Below are 17801 nucleotides of genomic sequence, written 5' to 3'. Positions count from 1 at the left end.
GGGCCGCACACGACGACGGGCGGCCCCTCGGGATGAGGGACCGCCCGTGGGCGGGCGCCGCGCGCGGGGGGCGCGGCGGGGTCAGGCGGAGATGCTCTGCGCGAGGACCCCGTCGAGGACGACGGACGCCTCCTCGTCGGTGGACTTCTGCGCGAGCGCGAGCTCCGAGACGAGGATCTGCCGGGCCTTCGCCAGCATGCGCTTCTCGCCGGCGGAGACGCCCGAGTCCTGGTCGCGGCGCCAGAGGTCGCGGACGACCTCGCTGACGCGGCGGACGTCGCCGGAGCCCATCTTCTCGGTGTTGGCCTTGAAGCGGCGCGACCAGTTGCCGGCCTCCTCCTCGACGTCGCCGCGGAGCACGTCGAAGACGGCCTCGACGCCCGAGCTGTCGATGACGTCGCGGAGCCCGACGAGCTCGGCGTTGTCGACGGGCACGTCGATGACGAGCTCGCTCTGGTGGATCTGGAGGGTGATGTACTTCTTGTCGACCCCCTTGATGGTGCGGGTCTTGACCGCGGTGATCGTGGCTGCGCCGTGGTGGGGGTACACGACGGTCTCCCCTACTTCGAAAATCATGTAGTGCTGTCCTTCGATCCCTCGAGATGTGTGCCGGAGATGTCGCGCACGCGCATGCATGCCGCGTGGGCGCCGACGTCGCGCACCATGGCCGCGCCGGGAGGCGATGCCAGGGAACGTGGCCGGTGCACCGAGATCACCGGCCTCCGCGGCGCTCCGCCAGGGGCGTCCGCGGTGATGGTCCGACCCGTATTCTCTCACGGTTCTCCCCCGACCCCCGACGTGGTCGGCGGAGGTCGGGCGCGCCCCCTCGCCTCGCGCTAGCGGACCACGATCTCGTGGATCGAGTAGCCGTACGGCGTCGCGCGCTCCACGCCCTGGACGCGGATGAAGCGGTGCTCGCCCCGCACGGCGAAGGTCTCCGTCCCGCCCTCCCCCGCCGTCTCGGTGGCGAGCGTCGTGAACGGGCCCTCCGCGCGGGTAGCCCCCTGGATCAGGTACTCCGCGGCGTGGGCCGCCTCCCACCGCACGGCGACCGAGGAGATCTCCGACGCCCGTCCGAGGTCGACGGTGATCGACTGGTCGTCGCCCGCCTCGCTCGCCCACCGCGACGAGGGGTCGCCGTCGACCGCGTTCGCGGCCTTCGTCCCCGGGGCCTGCTCGCTCGTGGCGGTGGCCGTCGCCCCCTCGGCGAGGTTCCTCGCGGAGACGGTGCCGTCGGCCGACCACACCGAGAGGCCGAGCAGCGAGTAGCCGTACGGCGTGGCCCGCTCGACGCCCGTCATCCGCACGAAGCGCGCGCGGGCGTCCACGGCGTGGCTGTCGTGCCCGCCGTCGCCGGCCGACTCGGTGACGACCGTCTCCCAGTCGTCGTCGGCCGTCGCGCGGGTCTGCAGCAGGTAGCCGGACCCGTAGGCGGCCTCCCACTCCAGGTCGATGCGCGCGATCGTCGCCACGGAACCGAGGTCCACCTCGATCCAGGCGTCGTCGCGGGCCGCGCTCGACCAGCGCGAGGTCGGCGACCCGTCGACCGCGAACGCGGCGGGGGTGCCCGCGTTCTCGGTGGACGACGCCGTGACGTCCTTGCCGTACGCCACGTCGGCGAGCGCACCCGGCGCCGGGACCTCCGGCTGCCCGGAGCCGCCGGCCCCGTTCGCGCGCACCGTGACCGTCGACGAGCCCCGGGCGCCGTCGAACTCGACGGCGATCGGGAAGGTCCCCGGGGTCGCGCCCGCGGTGTACGTGCCGTCGGCGGCGATCGTGCCGCCCTCCGCCGCGAACGGCGCCGCGATCCTGCCCCCGTTGCCCCCGGCGTCGAAGGCCCAGGCGGCGAACCCGACGTCCCGCCCGCTCACGACCGTGGGGTCCTGCGGCGTGACCAGGATCTCGGTGGTGTCGATCGCGGAGGCCGACGGGGTCCCGGTCACGCCGAGGTCCCAGATCGAGTAGCCGTAGTCGGTGAGGCGCTCGAGCCCGAGGATCCGCACGTACCGGCCGGTGGCCTCGACGGCCACGTCGTCGGCCGTGGCGGCGGTCTTGGAGACCGTCCGCGCGGTCGTCCAGGGGCCGTCCGCGTCGTCCGCGACCTGGATCTCGTACTCCGCGGCCGCCGCGGCCTCCCAGCCGACGTGCACCGACGAGATGTCGTGCTGCGCGCCGAGGTCGACGCGCAGCCACTGCTCGCCCGCGCCGTGCGCGCTCTCCCAACGCGTGCCGGACGCGCCGTCGACCGCCGCCTCCGCCGTGTTGGCGCCGTCGGATGTCGACGCCGCGACGGGCTTGCCCTGCGCGATGTCGGTGCCGGGCGCGACGACCGCGACGACCGACGTCCCGGATGCGCCGTCCACCGAGGCGCGGACGTAACCGGCGCCCGGGGCGCGGGCGCTGAGCACGCCCGCGGCGTCGACACCGCCGTCGGCCGTGGTCTCCCAGCTGACCGGACCGGTCCCGATCGGGTCGCCGTACTGGTCGAGGCCCGTCGCGGAGAACGGCGCGGTGCCGCCTTCCGTGACGCGCACGAACCCGGGCGACACGGCGAGGGCCGACAGCACGGGGCGCGGGGCCACGCGCAGCTCGTAGCCGGCCGTCGTCGACCCGGATGCGGCCGTGACGGTGATCGGGTCCGCGTCCTCCGTGGCCGTGAACATGCCCTCGGCGTCGATGGACCCGCCGCCGTCGACGCTCCACCGCAGGTCGTCGATCGGGATGGTCGCGCCGTACTGGTCGTACCCGACCGCGGTGAACCGGAGGGAGTCCCCGCGCTGCACGGTCCTCGCGGAGTCCGGGGCCGTGACGACGATGCGGTCGAGCTCGGCGTCGAGGTGGTGCTGCACCATCGTGTGCGCGGGCACCTGGATGGTGCCGATCACCGCGTCGCCGTCGTACACGTCGTAGCCGGCCTGCGCGTCGGTGCCGTTGAACACCGCGTAGCTGTACGCCTTCGTCGCGGCGTCGTAGTACACCTGGCTCGTCGGGTTCGCCACGTGCCGGGTCAGCACCTCGCTGCCGAGCGAGCGGTTGGCCATGGCGTTGTAGTACACCGCGCCGGCCATGGAGTCGCTCGTGACGACGGGGTCGTCCGTCTTCGACAGCTCCGCGTGCATGTCGGCGTAGAAGTCGGGGTCGCTCTGCGCGGTCATGCCGAGCACCACGTTGCCGAGCGCGTCGCCCATGCGGCTGTACACGCCGGCCGCCTGCGCGGTGTCGACGCCGCTCTCGTAGCCGGACACGTCGTAGGCGTGCAGTCCCCGCTGCACGTCGGGGTCGACCGCGTAGTCGGTCGAGAGGTAGTCGAAGAGCTCCCAGCCCGGCGCCCATCCCTCCGGATCCGCGTCGGGGTCGCCCGCCGGCGGGGTCGCCGGAGCGAACCCGTCTGGCAGCGATCCCGGCGTCCAGTGCTCGTCGGGGAAGGCCAGCTGGCCGTCGTCGCCGACCGTGAAGTACAGCTCCCCGGTCGCGGCGTCGAAGAGCGGATTGGCCGCCACCTCCGCGCTCGTGTACGCCGGGTTGTTGAGGTACGCCCTGCGGACGACGTCCTTCAGCGTGTTCACCGAGTCGGTCGGGCTCTTCGTGACGACACCGCCGTACCAGGTGCCGGTGCCCGCGGCCTGCTTGGCCGCGAGGCCGAGCAGGCCCTCGATCTCGTCCTCCGCCCACCGGCCGTTGATCGGGGCCCGCTCGTCGAACATGTCGTCGAGCAGGCTGTTCGAGAAGCCGCGGTCCCAGCCGAGGTAGTTGAGCCACGGTCCGGTCGGCATCCACTGGATGCCGAAGATCCAGGCCGGGTCGCCGCTGAAGTAGGTGGCGAAGGCCTGGCCGGAGTCCCCGAGGATGCCCGTGGTGCTGTGCGCGTACGCGTCGGGGAACACCCCGGCGCCCGTGCCGTGGGCGGCGTCCGGGTTGCCGTTGTAGTCGAGGTAGTAGTCCATGACCGCGGCGCGCTCGGTGACGTAGCCCATCGCGCCGGTGGCCTGCATCTCGGTGTCGCCGAGCGCCGACCCGAGGAGGAAGAGGCCGGCCCACGACTGGATGGCCTCGGAGCTCGACTCCTGGTTGTTGCCGCCGCCGGAGCTGTAGCCGCCGGCGTAGGAGTGCCCCTCGAACACGTCGAACGTGCGCAGGTACGGGAAGTCCTCGTCCTCCCTGTCCCAGTTGGCGTACTGCTTGGCCACGAGGGTGGCCATGGGGCCGTACTCGGCCGCCCACGCGGGGTCCTCGAACGCGAGGAGGCCGGCGGCGAGGGTGAAGTAGCCGTAGTGGAAGTGGTTGTCGGTGAACTCGTGCGATCCGTAGGAGTCGCCGAATCCGATGAGGGCCTTCCAGGTGTCGTACCGCGCGAAGAACCGCTCGTTCTCGCCGGGCGCGTAGGTGAACCAGTCCTCGAGCGCCGTCGTGAGCGAGGCCTTGAGCTTCCCGTACGACCCGGTGTCGCCGATCTGCTTGGCCATGGTCATGTACTCGGCGAGCTGCAGGACGTCCTTGCCGCCCCAGTAGGTGTCGCCGCCGTACTGGGTGCGCTCGGCGTAGCCGCGGACGAAGTCCTCCATCACGGCCGGGTCGTAGTCGTGGGAGCGCCCGGTCTCCTGCGGCGCGGGCGCCACGGGCGTGATCCCGGTGAACGGGTAGGTGACCTTCCAGCCGCCGTGACCGATCGCGGTCCTCATGAGCCCGCGCGGCGTCGCGTAGGTCGCCGGTGCGTAGTCGATGTCCGTGGTCGTGCTGTTGTAGGTGTGCGGCAGCCAGCCCTGGATGGTGTCGAGGTCGGTGCCCTGCAGCGCCTCGGTCTCGATGGCGTACGTCTCGACCACCTCGCCGCGCTCGACGCTGTACTCGTGCTCCATCGTGGTGTCGCGGGGGATGGCGAAGGCGTGGGCCGACATGTCGTCGAGGTCGGCGCCGGTCGCCGGGAGGGCGCTCACCACGAGGTGGTCGGCGGCGAGGGTGGCCTCGATCGTGTCACCCGCGAGGTCGAACGAGCTGCCGTGGGGCGCGTGCACGCCGAAGGTGCGGTCGTCCTGCGTGATGGTGAACGCGTCGACCGTCGCGGGGAACCGGAGCGGCGTGCCGTCGGCCGCGGCGAAGGTGGCGCCGGCGCCCACGGAGATCCGCGGCGCCACGCCCGCGAACTCGAACCAGGTGTACGGCGTGCCGCGGGCGAGGGTGACGTCCATGTAGCGGGTCGCGGACTGGTGCATCCGCCAGCTCACGTTCCAGTCCCCCCAGCGCAGCGCGTCGGCCTGCGTGGCGCGGAACGCGGTGCCGAACCGGTCGCCGATGCCCTCCGGCGCGTCGGTGCGGACGATCTGGTCGACGAGCACGTGCGCCCACCCGGCCGGCATGTCGTCGACGATCTGGATGGTCGCCCGCTGCCCGGCGTGGGCCGTGACGTCCCAGGTCACCCAGCGCAGCCTCTCCGACTGCTCGCCGGTCGCCGACGCGACCGTCGCGCCGTCGATGACGAGGCGCGCCTCGGTGCGGCCGGGATGCGCTCCGCCGCCGACCAGGAGGCTGATGAAGTCGCGGTCGACGGTGAACTCGGGCGAGGTGAGCGTGCCCATGGCGCCGTCGCCCTTCCCGGTCGTGAAGGAGTTGACGAGCCCCTTCCCGAGGTACCCCTCGACGGCGGTCTGGCCCGCGGCCGTCCCCGTCGTCGGGGTCGCGAACGCGTCCCCGGTCGAGGTCCAGCCCGCGGGGAACGCGGCCTCCTCGAAGCCCGCCATGTCGATGTCCGAGGGGTCGGGCTGCGGCGGCACGCTGCCCTGCACCTGGATCGCGGAGTCGTCGAGCATGCTGGTGCCCTGGTCGTTCCACTCGGTGGGATACGCGATGCGGGTGCCCAGCTCCGTGTTCGACACGACGAACGGGTCGGCCCAGAGGTTGCCGGAGTACCTGCTCACGAGGAGGTCCGACCACCACGAGTTGGTCGGGACCGGCTCGCCGCGCATCGAGGGATCGATGTACAGCTCCTTGTCCACCACCGCGGACACGTCGTGCCCCAGGCGGTCGAGCGACTTCGGGGGTGCCGCGGCGTAGGAGCCGGCGCCCACCGGCACCGGCGTCGAGGCGCCCGGGTCGGCGGCCACGGCGGCCGTCGCGACCGGTGCCGCGGGGGTCGCGACGGTGAGGGTGAGCGCGGCCATGGCCGCGGCGACGACGGCGGCGGATGCGCGGAGGACCGGCAGCGAGGTGGGTCGGATCATCATTCCCTCTCGGAACGTGGGACGAGCTGCGGAGGAGGGACGCGGGAGCTGATGCGCACGGCCCGGCGCCGCCGTGACGGAGCGCGGCGGGCGTGGCGTCAGCGGTCGCCGGAGGCATCGCCCCCGTCCGCCCCTGATCCCACCCACTCGATCGCACGTCGATGCCGACCTAATTCTATGAGCAGGGAAATGGAGCTGTCCCCGCCCCGAACGGGGCGGTACCCGTCGAGTCGCGGGCGCGCCACGCGGGAGGCCGCACGCGCTCGAGAGAGGGTGCGGTGTCCGCGGCCAGTCGCGGCGGGAGCTCCCCCGCCGCGCCGACGCCGGATGCGGTGTCGGCGGGCGACGCCCGTCGCACCCGTCCGGGGTGGCGATCGCCCTGCGGCACGCACCGCGACGCTCACGCCACCCCGCGCCCGTCATGGCCTCCCGCCATGCGACAGCCCGTGGTCCGCCGGGACCCTACCGGGCGGGGACGATCCTGCGGCGACGGGTCGGACCATCCGGCGAAGACGATCCGCCCGGAGCCGGGACGCACGCGAAGTGGAAGACGGGACCGGCGGCTGGCAGACTCGCCGCGCGGATGGATGTCGTGGTGCACCCCCTCGGACTTGAACCGAGAACCCACTGATTAAGAGTCAGTTGCTCTGCCAATTGAGCTAGAGGTGCAGGTGAGGACCCTGTCGAACGGGGTACCGGACCGAGAGATGACACTAGCACCACGTCGCGAGCCGACGCCAATCGAGGGCGTGGACACCGCGATCGGCGCCCGGGCCGCGGCTCTAGCATGGAGGCCGACCCGCGAACGAGAGGCTCCCCCATGTCCGAGACCACCCGCCTCGAGAAGGGGCAGCCCGCCCCCGACTTCACCCTGCCCGACCAGGACGGCGTCCCCGTCACCCTGTCCGACCTCCGCGGCCAGGACGTCATCGTGTACTTCTACCCGGCGGCCGGCACCCCCGGATGCACCACGCAGGCCTGCGACTTCCGCGACAGCATGGACTCCCTCCAGCGCGCCGGCTACCGCGTCCTCGGCGTCTCCAAGGACCCGCAGGAGGACCTCGCGCGCTTCCGCGAGGAGCAGGGCCTCGGCTTCACGCTGCTCTCCGACCCCGACCTCGAGGTGCACCGCGCCTACGCCGCGTACGGCGAGAAGTCGCTCTACGGCAAGAAGGTCACGGGCGTCATCCGCTCCACGATCGTCGTCGACGGCGAGGGGCACGTCGCCCTGCCGCTGTACAACGTGAAGGCCACGGGTCACGTGGCGTCCCTGCGGAAGAAGCTCGGCGTCGACGCCTGACGCTCGAGGCGCCGCGCGTCGCGCGCTCAGTAGCGGCGGCGCGTGGCGTCCAGGACGGACCGCGTGAACAGCAGGACCAGCACGACCAGCGACGGGACGATGAGGCCCCAGCCCAGGTCCTGACGGGCGTCGGCGCCCTGGAGGCTGCCCACGCCGACGGCGATCTGGAGGACCTGCCAGGTGACCGCCGCGGGTCGCACCCAGCTCCGCCCCTGCAGGATCCCGCGCACGATGGCCGCCAGGAACACGACGGCGAGCGCCGCGAGGGCGATGAGCGCCACGGCGCTGGCGAGGGAGGACGGCGTCGAGGTCAGCAGGTCGACCACGAGGAGCGTCGTGAGCCCCGCCATGCCGAGCGCCTCCAGCCCGACGAGCACCGCCAGCAGCACCACGGCCGCGGATCTCGGGGCGGCCGGTCCGGCGTCGCGCGGATCGAGGGCATCACCGGTTCCGGTCACAGCACGTTCCCATACAAAGCTATTGATTGATCGTTGGCTCTATGCGACGATATTCCAGGTCGAGTTCGTTCACAGGGTGGTGAGCAGATCCGGAACCGAGCTTACAAGGAACGCATTCCTGAAGCTGAGCATCTCACGAGGAGGGGCCACGTGCCCCGTCCCGATGCCGATCCCGGACGCCTCGCCCCATCCCCCATCACACGGCTGATCAGCCGCGCAACGAGTAACGACCTGAGGAGCACCCCTATGGATTGGCGTGACAAGGCAGCCTGCCTGACTGTGGACCCCGAGCTGTTCTTCCCCGTGGGGAACACCGGACCGGCCGTCGACCAGATCGACAAGGCCAAGGCCGTCTGCGGTCGCTGCTCCGTCACCGAGATGTGCCTGCAGTACGCCCTCGAGACCGGCCAGGACTCGGGCGTCTGGGGCGGCCTCAGCGAGGACGAGCGCCGCGCCCTCAAGCGCCGCGCCGCACGCGCCCGCCGCGCCAGCTGATCCGACGCACCGCACGACCGACGAGAGCCGGGCCGCCCCAGGGGCGGCCCGGCTCTCGTCGTCCGGGCTCTCGTCCCGGCCCGGGCCGGAGCTGCGTCCGCCGGATCAGGCCGTCGCGGGCGCGAGCCAGCGCAGCGGCACCTCGATGGTGACCTCCGTGCCGCTGCCCATCAGCGTGTGCCAGTCGATCGTGCCGCCGAGCTCCCCCTGGATCAGGGTGCGCACGATCTGCGTGCCGAGTCCGGTGCCCACCTTGCCCTCCGGCAGGCCCACGCCGTCGTCGCGCACGCTCACCGTCAGCGTCTCCTCCGTGCGCGCGGCCTCGATGGCCACCTCGCCCGTGCGCCCGGCCAGGCCGTGCTCGACCGCGTTCGTGACGAGCTCCGTGAGCGCGAGCGCGAGCGGGGTCGCGTAGGCGCTCGGCAGGATCCCGAACCGGCCGAGGATCTGCGGATGCACGCGGGTGTTGTGCGCCGAGGCGACCTCCGCGATCAGGAGCAGCACGCGATCGAAGACCGCGTCGAAGTCCACGTTCTGGTTGAGGCCCTCGCTCAGCGTGTCGTGGACGACCGCGATGGCGCCGACCCGCCGCTGCGCGTGGCCGAGCGCCTCGCGCGCCTCCTCGGTGTGCGAGCGCCGGGCCTGGATCCGGAGCAGGCTCGCCACGGTCTGCAGGTTGTTCTTCACTCGGTGGTGGATCTCGCGGATCGTCGCGTCCTTCGTGATGAGCTCGCGCTCCTGGTGCCGGAGCTCCGTCACGTCGCGGCAGAGCACGACAGCGCCCACCCGCTCGCCGTGGCTGCGGATGGGGATGGCCCTGAGCGACACCGTCACGCCGCGCGACTCGATGTCCGTGCGCCAGGGCGCCCGTCCGGCGACGATGAGCGGCAGCGACTCGTCGACCGTGAGCCGCTTGCCGGTCAGGAGGCTCGAGGTGGCGTCCGCCAGGGACTCCCCCTCGAGCTCCTCGGAGAAGCCCATGCGGTTGAAGGCGCTCAGCGCGTTCGGGCTGGCGAACGTCGTGATGCCGTCGACGTCCAGGCGGAGCAGGCCGTCGGAGGCGCGCGGGGCTCCGCGGCGCGGGCCCGTCGGCGAGCCGAGGTCGGGGAAGTCGCCGTCGGCGATCATGGCGAAGAGGTCGTTGGCGCACTCGTTGAAGGTGAGCTCCTGGCGGCTCGGCGTGCGCGTCTCGCTGAGGTTCGTGTGCCGGGTGATGACCGCGATGGGCGTCTCGGTCGTCTCGGGACTGCCCTGCGCCAGCCGGCGCAGCACGGGCACGGCCCGCACGCGCGTGGGCGTCTCCTCGTACCAGTCCGGCGCGGAGGAGTCGATGATGCGCGCGCTCTCGTGCGCGTCGGTCACCTGCTTGCGCCACTCCGCCTTGATGGGCTGCCCCACGAAGTCCCGGTAGAAGAGGGTCGCGGAGCTGGACGGCCGCGCGTGCGCGACGGCGACGAAGCTGCCGCTGACGGTCGGGACCCACAGCACGATGTCCGCGAACGCGAGGTCGGCCAGGAGCTGCCAGTCGCCGACGAGGAGGTGCAGCCACTCGACGTCGGCGTCGGAGGAGAGACCCTGGGCATGCACGAGATCGCTGAGCGTGGACACGGCTACAGCCTAGGCGGGCCGGCAGCGTCCGCCTCCGCCACCACCTCCCCCCGACGGAGGGCCCCGCGCCGCGGACGGGCGTCGCGCCTCATCCTCCGCGATGCGTCCTCGGGCGGCAGCAGCGTCGCCCGGGTGAAGCGCGACCACTCGACGAGCGCCGGCGACCGGGGGGCGATGTCCCGCAGGGTCGCGCCGGCCAGCAAGGCGGCGTCCAGGGACTCCCGGTCCTCCGGGACGAAGGCGGCGGCCTCCACGCTGCCGAAGCGGAACAGCGTGCGGCGCACCTGCCCCGCCGCGTCCCATCCCCCGGCGCTCGGCCGCACGCGGTTGACCAGAACGGACACCCGCGACGGGTCGACGATCTCGAGGAGCTGCACGTAGGAGCGGAAGAAGCGCGACAGTCCCACGGCGTCCGCGCACACCACGGCGACCACGTGGTCGGCTCCTCGGAGCACCGCGTGCGTCGCGGCGTTCCGACGCGGAGCGAACATGTCGCTCGAGATCTCCTCGTCGTCCTCGAGGTTGAAGGACGCGTCGACGACCGTGTATTCGCGCCACGTGCGGCACGCCTCGAGCACGGCGGACACGCGGCCCTCGGCGAGCTCCGGCCAGCGATCGGGACGCGAGATGCCGGTGAGCACCGCGAAGCCCGGAGCACGCGTCGACGGGTGGTGCTGCGCGACGCGCTCGAGCTCCCCCACCGTCAGGCTCTCGGCCGCAGCCAACCGGCACGCGGCGGCGAAGCCCGGGGCCTCGTCGAGCAGGCCGAGCGTCGCGGCGACCGTCCCTCCGTAGACGTCGGCGTCGACCAGGACGGCGGAGCGTCCCGCGGCGGCGATCTCCCCCGCGATGGCGAGCGCGGTGGCCGTCCGGCCGGGTGCGCCCTGCGGGCCCCAGACGGCGATCACCTTCCCGGGAGCCCTCTCGCCCGCTCCCTCCTCGTCGCTCGCCTCGACCGGACGGAGGGGCGCCGGGACACGGGGCCGACGACCGGGCAGGAGCCGGAGCCCGCGCCGCCCGCGCTGCCGGCTGCCGCTCCTCGCCTCTCCTCCCACGGCGCCGCGGTCCGCGCGGTCGTCGCCGCGCGTCCCCACGCCGTCCATCTCCGTGGCGCCGCGGCGACCCCGCGGCCTCGACGGCTCCCCCGAGAGGCGGGTCCGATCGGACGCGGGACCATCCCCTCGTCCGTCGGGCTCGTCTCCCGCGAGATGCGGCGCGATCGCGTCGTCGCGTCGGACCCCCGAGGGCGCGCGGGTCGCCGAGGACGCCGGCCGCACCGTCAGCAGCAGCTCCTCGATCTCCCGCCACGACGCGCCCTCGTCCACCACCTCGTGGTGCCCCAGCGCTCGCGCGTTGCGCCTGTCCGTCTCGCTCGACGCCACGGCCACGGCGCGGGCCCCGCGGGCGTCGAGCTCCGCGAGCACGACCCGGTCCAACGTCGTCGCCGCCGCGGCGATCACGAGGTGCAGCGGCGACGCGGTCGCTGCGCGCACGGCCTCGACCACCTCCTGCGCGCCCGTGACGCGCGCGAGCACCGTGTGCCCCGCGTCGACCACGTCGCGGAGGAGGGCGTCCTCGACGCGGGGCGGCAGCGCGAGGATGAGGGAGGCCACGCTCAGGCCCCCGCGTCGCCCACGGGAACGAGCGTGATCTCGTCGCGGGCATCCGTCGACGCGATCACCGCCGCCACGTCCTGTCGGGGCACCGTGAGCTGGACCTGCGTGTGGTCCTGGTCCGCCACGAAGCCCTGCGGCTGGATGACCTGCGAGACGGTCGCCCCGGAGACGACGACCCGTGGCGCCTCGTACGCCGACGTCCCGGAGCCCTTGGACGCGGCCGCCCAGACGTCGACCACCGTGCCGGGCACGACGAGGTGGTCGGCGCCCGCCGCCGTGGTGATGACGACGGAGGCGCTCGTCCGTGCATCCGCGGAGGAGAGGGACGACCGCGGGACCAGCTCGCCCGCGCCAACGAAGCGGGTCACGACCATCCCCTCGGCGGCGTCGGGGGTCAGGTACAGGCCGGAGGCCGTGTCGAGGCGGACGCGGACCGGGACGAGGTCCGAGGCGTGCACCGTGCGCCCCGCGTCGAGCGGCGCGCCCGCGGCCATGACGACGACGGACGTGTCGGCCGAGCGGAGCAGGGCGACGACGCCGCCGGTCGAGGCGAGCACGAGGACGAGGCCGATGACGAAGCGGGGATCCAGCCAGACGGGGCGGCGCGCAGGACGGGCGGAGCGGGGTGTGCGAGGCATGCGGGTCAATGTCGGGGACGGGATCGGGTCGCGTCGGCGGTTGTCCACACCCGCGTTCAGACGCGGACGAGCACGATCCCGGTCAGCGGGACGAGCCGGTAGCCGCGCACCTCGGACTCCCGCCGGGGCGTCCCCGGCTCGTGCACCGCGACGTCCACGTGGTCACGGGCGACGCGGTCGAGCGTCCCTCCGACGACGGTCTCCCGCAGGCGCAGCTCCACGCGCGCACGTCGACGGCACAGGTCGCGCAGCACGAACGGCAGTCCGATTCGATCCACGATCCCGCGCTCCGGCGGGAGGGCGGACGTGGGGGCGAGGCTGTCCCGCACCTGCTCCCGGTCGAGGGCGAGCGCGTCGATGGAGGCCAGGGGCAGGATGCACGCCCTTTGCTCCCGGCCGGCGTCGGGTTCCCCGGGCACGACCAGGTCGCCGGACACCCAGTCGCGACCGAGGACCTTGGCCCTGAGGTCGATCCACGTCCCGTCGGACAGCGAGACGCGCAGGGGGCGTGGGGCCGTCGCGGCCGTGAGCGCGCGCAGCCGCTCGCGCAGCACCGTGCGGGCGACGCGCACACGCTCCTCCTCGGCGCGCTGGTCCCGCTCCTCGGCCAGCTGCGCCGTCTCCCACTGGCCCTCGAGGTCGTCGAAGAGGGCGTCCCACCTCACGACGCGGCTCCCGGAGGCGCGGAAGCGGCGGGAGAGGGCGGCTGCGTGGGCTCGGACACCCTGGCCACCTTGCGTCCGTTCCTTGACATCCGCTCTCAGTTGTCCACATCTTCCCTCCTGGAGATGCGCCGAGGCTCTCGCGATGTCACAGTTGACCAGTCATCGTGGTCCCCCGATCGGGGGGGAGCACCGGGATGGGAGTGACGCATGAGTGAAGCAGTGCCCCGGGAGGACCTCCCCGACCGCCGCAGCGCCGCCACGGGGAGCGCCGACAGCGCGTCCTCGCGCCGGACCGGTGCACGGAAGCCCGCCTCCGCATCCATCCCGCCGGAGAAGGGCGACGCCGGGTCGAGCCGCGCAGGTGGCTCCACCGCGGCTCCCGCCCCCACCGCCACGGTCCGCGGGACGACGCGCAAGCGGTTCGACGTCGACGACTTCTTCGGCCGTCAGCCGTGCAGCAGCTCGGATCTGCCGCCCTCCGGCCCGCTCCTCGAGAACCTGACGCGCTGCGTCATCGAGATCCTCGCCGGCGCGCGAGAGCTCGACCAGATCGCCCGATGGGTGAGCGACGACGTCTACCGTCACCTGCTCAAGCGCGTCGTGCTCAGCGCACGCGCCCGGCGCACCAAGGGCCAGTCGGTCACGCGTCCGGTCTTCACCATCGGCACGGTCACGTCGTTCTCCCCGCGTGACGGCGTCATCGAGGCCGTCATCGTCGTCCACGGGCGCGCTCGTGCCCGTGCCGTCGCCATCCGGCTCGAGGGTCTCGACCGCCGCTGGCGCGCCACCGCCATCAACGTCCTCTGACGCACCCCGACCTCACGCGCGCGACGCGCTCGACTTCGTCGGCCGTCATCCGCGTGGAGGTCGGCAGGCATCCCTCGAGCACATGAGAAGGGCGCCCCTCCTAGGAGGGGCGCCCTTCTCGTGCGTCGGGCCCGGGCGGGCCCGGACGCCTACTTCCGGCGGTCGGCCTTGCGGCGCTCCTCGCGGTTCTGCGGAGCCGCGGACGCGCCACCCGTGGGCTGGCCGAACGCGCCTCGCGCGGGCGGACCCTGCGGCGCCTCGGGCTCGTCCTCGCCGACGAGGACGGCGTCCTCCGCCTCCTGCTCCTTCTGCGCCTTGGCCGTGGCGGCCTTCTCGATCTGGCCGCGCTGGTTGCGGACCTCGACGCTGCCGTCGTCCGTCGGCGCGGTGTAGCGGAGCTTGTCGGCCGTGGCCTGGTTGGCCGCGAGGCCCTTGGCCTGGATTCGGGGTCCGACCGACTCGGCGTCGGCCGGCGCCTGCACCTCGACCTCGAGGTTGAAGAGGAAGCCGACCGTCTCCTCGCGGATGGCGCCCATCATCTGCTGGAAGAGCGCGAAGCCCTCGCGCTGGTACTCGACCAGCGGATCGCGCTGCGCCATGGCCCGGAGCCCGATGCCGTCCTTGAGGTAGTCCATCTCGTAGAGGTGCTCGCGCCAGCGGCGGTCGATGACCGACAGCACGACGCGGCGCTCGAGCTCGCGCATGGCCGCCTCCCCGAGCTGTTCCTCGCGCTTCGAGTACGCGAGCTTCGCGTCGGAGAGGATCTCGCGGCGCACGAAGTCGCGGTTGACGCGACCCTTGCTGCCGGCCTCGGTGATCACCTCGTCGATGGTGATGGAGATGGGGAAGAGCGTCTTGAGCTCGGTCCAGAGGGCGTCGAAGTCCCAGTCGTCGCCGTTGCCCTCGCCGATGTGCGAGTCGAGCACGTCGTCGATGACGGCCTCGAGGAAGCGCTGCGAGCGCTCCTGCAGGTCGTCGCCCTCGAGGATGTGGCGCCGGTCGCCGTAGATGGCCTCGCGCTGGCGGTTGAGGACGTCGTCGTACTTGAGGACGTTCTTGCGGATCTCGGCGTTGCGGGCCTCGACCTGGCCCTGCGCGCTGCGGATGGCGCGGCTGACGACCTTCGACTCGATGGCCACGTCGTCCGGCACGCTGTCGCGTCCCATGAGGCTCGCGGCGGCGCCGTTGTTGAACAGGCGCATCAGGTCGTCGGTGAGCGACAGGTAGAACCGGCTCTCGCCGGGATCGCCCTGGCGGCCGGAGCGTCCGCGCAGCTGGTTGTCGATGCGGCGCGACTCGTGGCGCTCGGTGCCGAGCACGTAGAGGCCGCCGGCCTCGATGACCTTCTCGGCCTCCTGGTCGACCTCGGCCTTGACGGCCGCGAAGACGTCGTCCCACTCGGTCTCGTACTGCTCCGGCGTCTCGACGGGGCTGAGGCCGCGCGAGTTCATCGCCGCGACCGCGAGGAACTCCGCGTTGCCGCCGAGCATGATGTCGGTGCCGCGGCCGGCCATGTTGGTGGCGACCGTGACGGATCCGAGTCGACCGGCCTGCGCGACGATGGCGGCCTCACGCGCGTGGTTCTTCGCGTTGAGGACCTCGTGGCGGACGCCCTTCTTGGCGAGCAGCTTCGACAGGTACTCGCTCTTCTCGACGCTCGTGGTGCCGACGAGGACGGGCTGGCCCGAGGCGTGGCGCTCGGCGATGTCCTCGACGACCTGCTCGAACTTCGCCTTCTCGTTCTTGTAGATGAGGTCGGACTGGTCCTTGCGCTGCATGGGCCGGTTCGTGGGGATCGGGACGACGCCGAGCTTGTAGGTGCTCATGAACTCGGCGGCCTCGGTCTCGGCCGTTCCCGTCATGCCCGAGAGCTTCTTGTAGAGGCGGAAGTAGTTCTGGAGGGTGACCGTGGCGAGGGTCTGGTTCTCGGCCTTGACCGCGACGCCCTCCTTCGCCTCGATGGCCTGGTGGATGCCCTCGTTGTAGCGGCGGCCCATGAGGATGCGACCGGTGTGCTCGTCGACGATGAGGACCTCGCCGTTCATGACGACGTAGTCCTTGTCCTTCTTGAACAGGGCCTTGGCCTTGATCGAGTTGTTCAGGAACGAGATGAGCGGCGTGTTCGCGGACTCGTAGAGGTTGTCGATGCCGAGGTGGTCCTCGACCTTCTCGATGCCCGCCTCGAGCACGCCGACGGTGCGCTTCTTCTCGTCGACCTCGTAGTCGACCTCGGGGACGAGGCGCTTGGCGATGGTCGCGAACTCGGTGAACCAGCGGTTCGCGTCGCCCGCGGAGGGGCCCGAGATGATGAGCGGGGTGCGGGCCTCGTCGATGAGGATCGAGTCGACCTCGTCGACCACCGCGAAGAAGTGGCCGCGCTGGACCATGTCGGCCGCCTGCCACGCCATGTTGTCGCGCAGGTAGTCGAAGCCGAACTCGTTGTTCGTGCCGTAGGTGATGTCGGCGGCGTACTGCTCGCGGCGCTGCTGCGGGGTCTGGCCCGCGAGGATCACGCCGGTGGTCATGCCGAGGGCGCGGAAGACGCGGCCCATGAGCTCGCTCTGGTAGCTCGCGAGGTAGTCGTTGACCGTGATGACGTGGACGCCGCGCGAGGCGATGGCGTTGAGGTACGCGGGGAGCGTGGCCACGAGGGTCTTGCCCTCGCCCGTCTTCATCTCGGCGATGTTGCCGAGGTGGAGGGCCGCGCCGCCCATGATCTGCACGTCGAAGTGGCGGAGGCCGAGCGTGCGGCGGGACGCCTCGCGGACGGCGGCGAACGCCTCCGGGAGCAGGTCGTCGAGGGACTCGCCGTTGGCGTGGCGCTCGCGGAGCTCGACGGTCTCGTTCTTCAGCTCCTCGTCGCTGAGGTGCGTGAAGTCCTCCTCGAGCTGGTTCACCGCCTTGGCGTAGTTCTGCAGCTTGCGGAGCGTGCGCCCCTCGCCGACGCGAAGGACCTTCTCGAGTACTGAGGCCATCGGTGTCTCCCTGCGTAGATGGGCGGGCGCCGGATGACGACGACCGCCGTGACGGCGCGCGGATGTCGCCGCCGACGAGCATCGCCATAGTACCGACTCGTCCGGCCCTCTTCCCGGGAGCGCCCTGACCCCGGGTGACGCAGGCCTCGGGAGACGGCCGATGCGGCCGACGCGGCGGTCGCGACGGGGCCGCGATCATCGGGCGCGGGCCCGGACGCCGGACGCGGAGAGGCCCCGCACGCCGGAGCGCGCGGGGCCTCGTCGGAGCGGGACGCGGATCAGCGGCGCAGCGACCGGGAGCCGGCACCGGCTCCCGCGAGCTCCTGCTCGCCGTCGGCCAGGCCGATGACGCCGTAGTCCCAGCCCTTGCGGCGGTACACGACGCTCGGGCGGTCGGTCTCCGCGTCGATGAAGAGGAAGAAGTCGTGGCCGACGAGCTCCATGTGCTCGAGGGCCTCGTCGACCGTCATGGACTGCGACGGGAAGACCTTGGTGCGGATGACGACCGGGCAGTAGTCGTCCTCGACGACCGGCTGGTCGGCCGGGGCGACGCTCTTCCCGTTGACCCGCTCGATGAGCTCGACGTCGGCGGGGTCGAGGTCGATCTGGGCGAAGCCCTCGGTGGCCGCCTCCTGGAGCGAGACGGGACGGTGGTTGCCGCGGTGGATCTTCTTCTTGTCCTTCGCGCGGCGGAGGCGTTCGAGCATCCGCCCCAGGGCGAGGTCGAAGGCCGCGAACTTGTCGGCGGCGCTGCTCTCGGCCCGGATGACGGGACCGGGGCCCACGAGCGTGATCTCGACGCGGTCGTCCCCGGCGGATCCGCCGGACTTCTCGCTGTGGCGCGAGACCTTGATGTCGAGCGAGATGGACTTCTCGGCGAGCTGGACGACCTTGTCGGCCTTCTCGGTGGCGTACACGCGGAACCGGTCGGTGATCTCCGCGTTGCGGCCGGTGATGTTGATGTCCATGACGTACCTCCAGATCATGACGCGTCGCCCGCTGGAAGAGGGCGATCACTTTCACG

12 protein-coding genes and 1 tRNA gene are annotated in these 17801 nt (G+C 72.3%); 3 read left to right on the top strand and 10 right to left on the bottom strand.

The genetic code is table 11. The annotated features are described in order from the left end of the window. Window positions 1-81: 81 nt before the first annotated feature. From FGG90_RS01140 to FGG90_RS01130, 3 genes are all read right to left on the bottom strand, one after another. On the bottom strand, window positions 82-576 hold the full coding sequence (locus FGG90_RS01140) for a CarD family transcriptional regulator (RefSeq protein WP_012298114.1): 495 nt from the start codon (window positions 574-576) through the stop codon (window positions 82-84). Window positions 577-836: 260 nt separating this feature from the next. Continuing rightward, entirely contained in the window at window positions 837-6215 is a 5379-nt protein-coding gene (locus FGG90_RS01135; RefSeq protein WP_133065113.1) for a discoidin domain-containing protein, read from the bottom strand. A gap of 593 nt (window positions 6216-6808) precedes the next feature. Beyond that, window positions 6809-6884 (bottom strand) — tRNA-Lys (locus FGG90_RS01130). 151 nt (window positions 6885-7035) lie between these two features. Here FGG90_RS01130 and bcp point away from each other — a divergent pair. Then, window positions 7036-7515 carry a thioredoxin-dependent thiol peroxidase gene (gene bcp / locus FGG90_RS01125; RefSeq protein WP_094126017.1) on the top strand — a complete coding sequence of 160 codons (480 nt, stop codon included), beginning with the start codon at window positions 7036-7038 and terminating at the stop codon, window positions 7513-7515. Between the two features lie 26 nt (window positions 7516-7541). On the opposite strand, the gene FGG90_RS01120 is transcribed toward bcp, so the two are convergent. Next, window positions 7542-7973, bottom strand: a complete 432-nt coding sequence (locus FGG90_RS01120) for a hypothetical protein (RefSeq protein ID WP_094126018.1) — start codon at window positions 7971-7973, stop codon at window positions 7542-7544. A 246-nt stretch (window positions 7974-8219) separates the two neighbouring features. On the opposite strand from FGG90_RS01120, the gene FGG90_RS01115 reads away from it, so the two are divergent. Then, window positions 8220-8468: a WhiB family transcriptional regulator gene (locus tag FGG90_RS01115; RefSeq protein WP_012037746.1), complete on the top strand. Its 249-nt coding sequence runs from the start codon at window positions 8220-8222 to the stop codon at window positions 8466-8468. 105 nt (window positions 8469-8573) lie between these two features. Here the strand turns inward: FGG90_RS01115 and FGG90_RS01110 are convergent, their stop codons facing one another. Genes FGG90_RS01110 through FGG90_RS01095 form a run of 4 tightly spaced genes read right to left on the bottom strand, consistent with a single transcriptional unit; the run spans window position 8574 to window position 12995 of the window. Then, complete coding sequence (locus FGG90_RS01110) at window positions 8574-10076, bottom strand: sensor histidine kinase (protein ID WP_086516715.1); 1503 nt, start codon at window positions 10074-10076, stop codon at window positions 8574-8576. Between the two features lie 2 nt (window positions 10077-10078). Then, window positions 10079-11689 (bottom strand): P-loop NTPase family protein, encoded by a 1611-nt coding sequence (locus FGG90_RS01105; protein ID WP_094126019.1) that lies wholly within the window; start codon window positions 11687-11689, stop codon window positions 10079-10081. Between the two features lie 2 nt (window positions 11690-11691). Next, window positions 11692-12330: a flagella basal body P-ring formation protein FlgA gene (locus FGG90_RS01100; protein WP_094126020.1), complete on the bottom strand. Its 639-nt coding sequence runs from the start codon at window positions 12328-12330 to the stop codon at window positions 11692-11694. A gap of 56 nt (window positions 12331-12386) precedes the next feature. Next, the gene (locus FGG90_RS01095) at window positions 12387-12995 is read right to left on the bottom strand and encodes a hypothetical protein (RefSeq protein ID WP_094126021.1); all 609 of its coding nucleotides are present in this window, start codon (window positions 12993-12995) and stop codon (window positions 12387-12389) included. Between the two features lie 207 nt (window positions 12996-13202). Here FGG90_RS01095 and FGG90_RS01090 point away from each other — a divergent pair, with 207 nt between their 5' ends. Beyond that, entirely contained in the window at window positions 13203-13802 is a 600-nt protein-coding gene (locus FGG90_RS01090) for an Rv3235 family protein (RefSeq protein WP_094126022.1), read from the top strand. A gap of 149 nt (window positions 13803-13951) precedes the next feature. Here the strand turns inward: FGG90_RS01090 and secA are convergent, their stop codons facing one another. Both secA and hpf read right to left on the bottom strand, forming a co-directional pair. Beyond that, on the bottom strand, window positions 13952-16777 hold the full coding sequence (gene secA, locus FGG90_RS01085) for a preprotein translocase subunit SecA (RefSeq protein ID WP_094126023.1): 2826 nt from the start codon (window positions 16775-16777) through the stop codon (window positions 13952-13954). A gap of 278 nt (window positions 16778-17055) precedes the next feature. Continuing rightward, entirely contained in the window at window positions 17056-17745 is a 690-nt protein-coding gene (gene hpf / locus FGG90_RS01080; protein ID WP_094126024.1) for a ribosome hibernation-promoting factor, HPF/YfiA family, read from the bottom strand. Window positions 17746-17801: the final 56 nt, after the last annotated feature.

The organism is Clavibacter michiganensis subsp. tessellarius (assembly GCF_021922985.1).
GTDB classification, from domain to species: domain Bacteria; phylum Actinomycetota; class Actinomycetes; order Actinomycetales; family Microbacteriaceae; genus Clavibacter; species Clavibacter tessellarius.
Note: the sequence above shows the minus strand (reverse complement) of the source record. Positions and strands in the feature narration are given on the sequence as shown.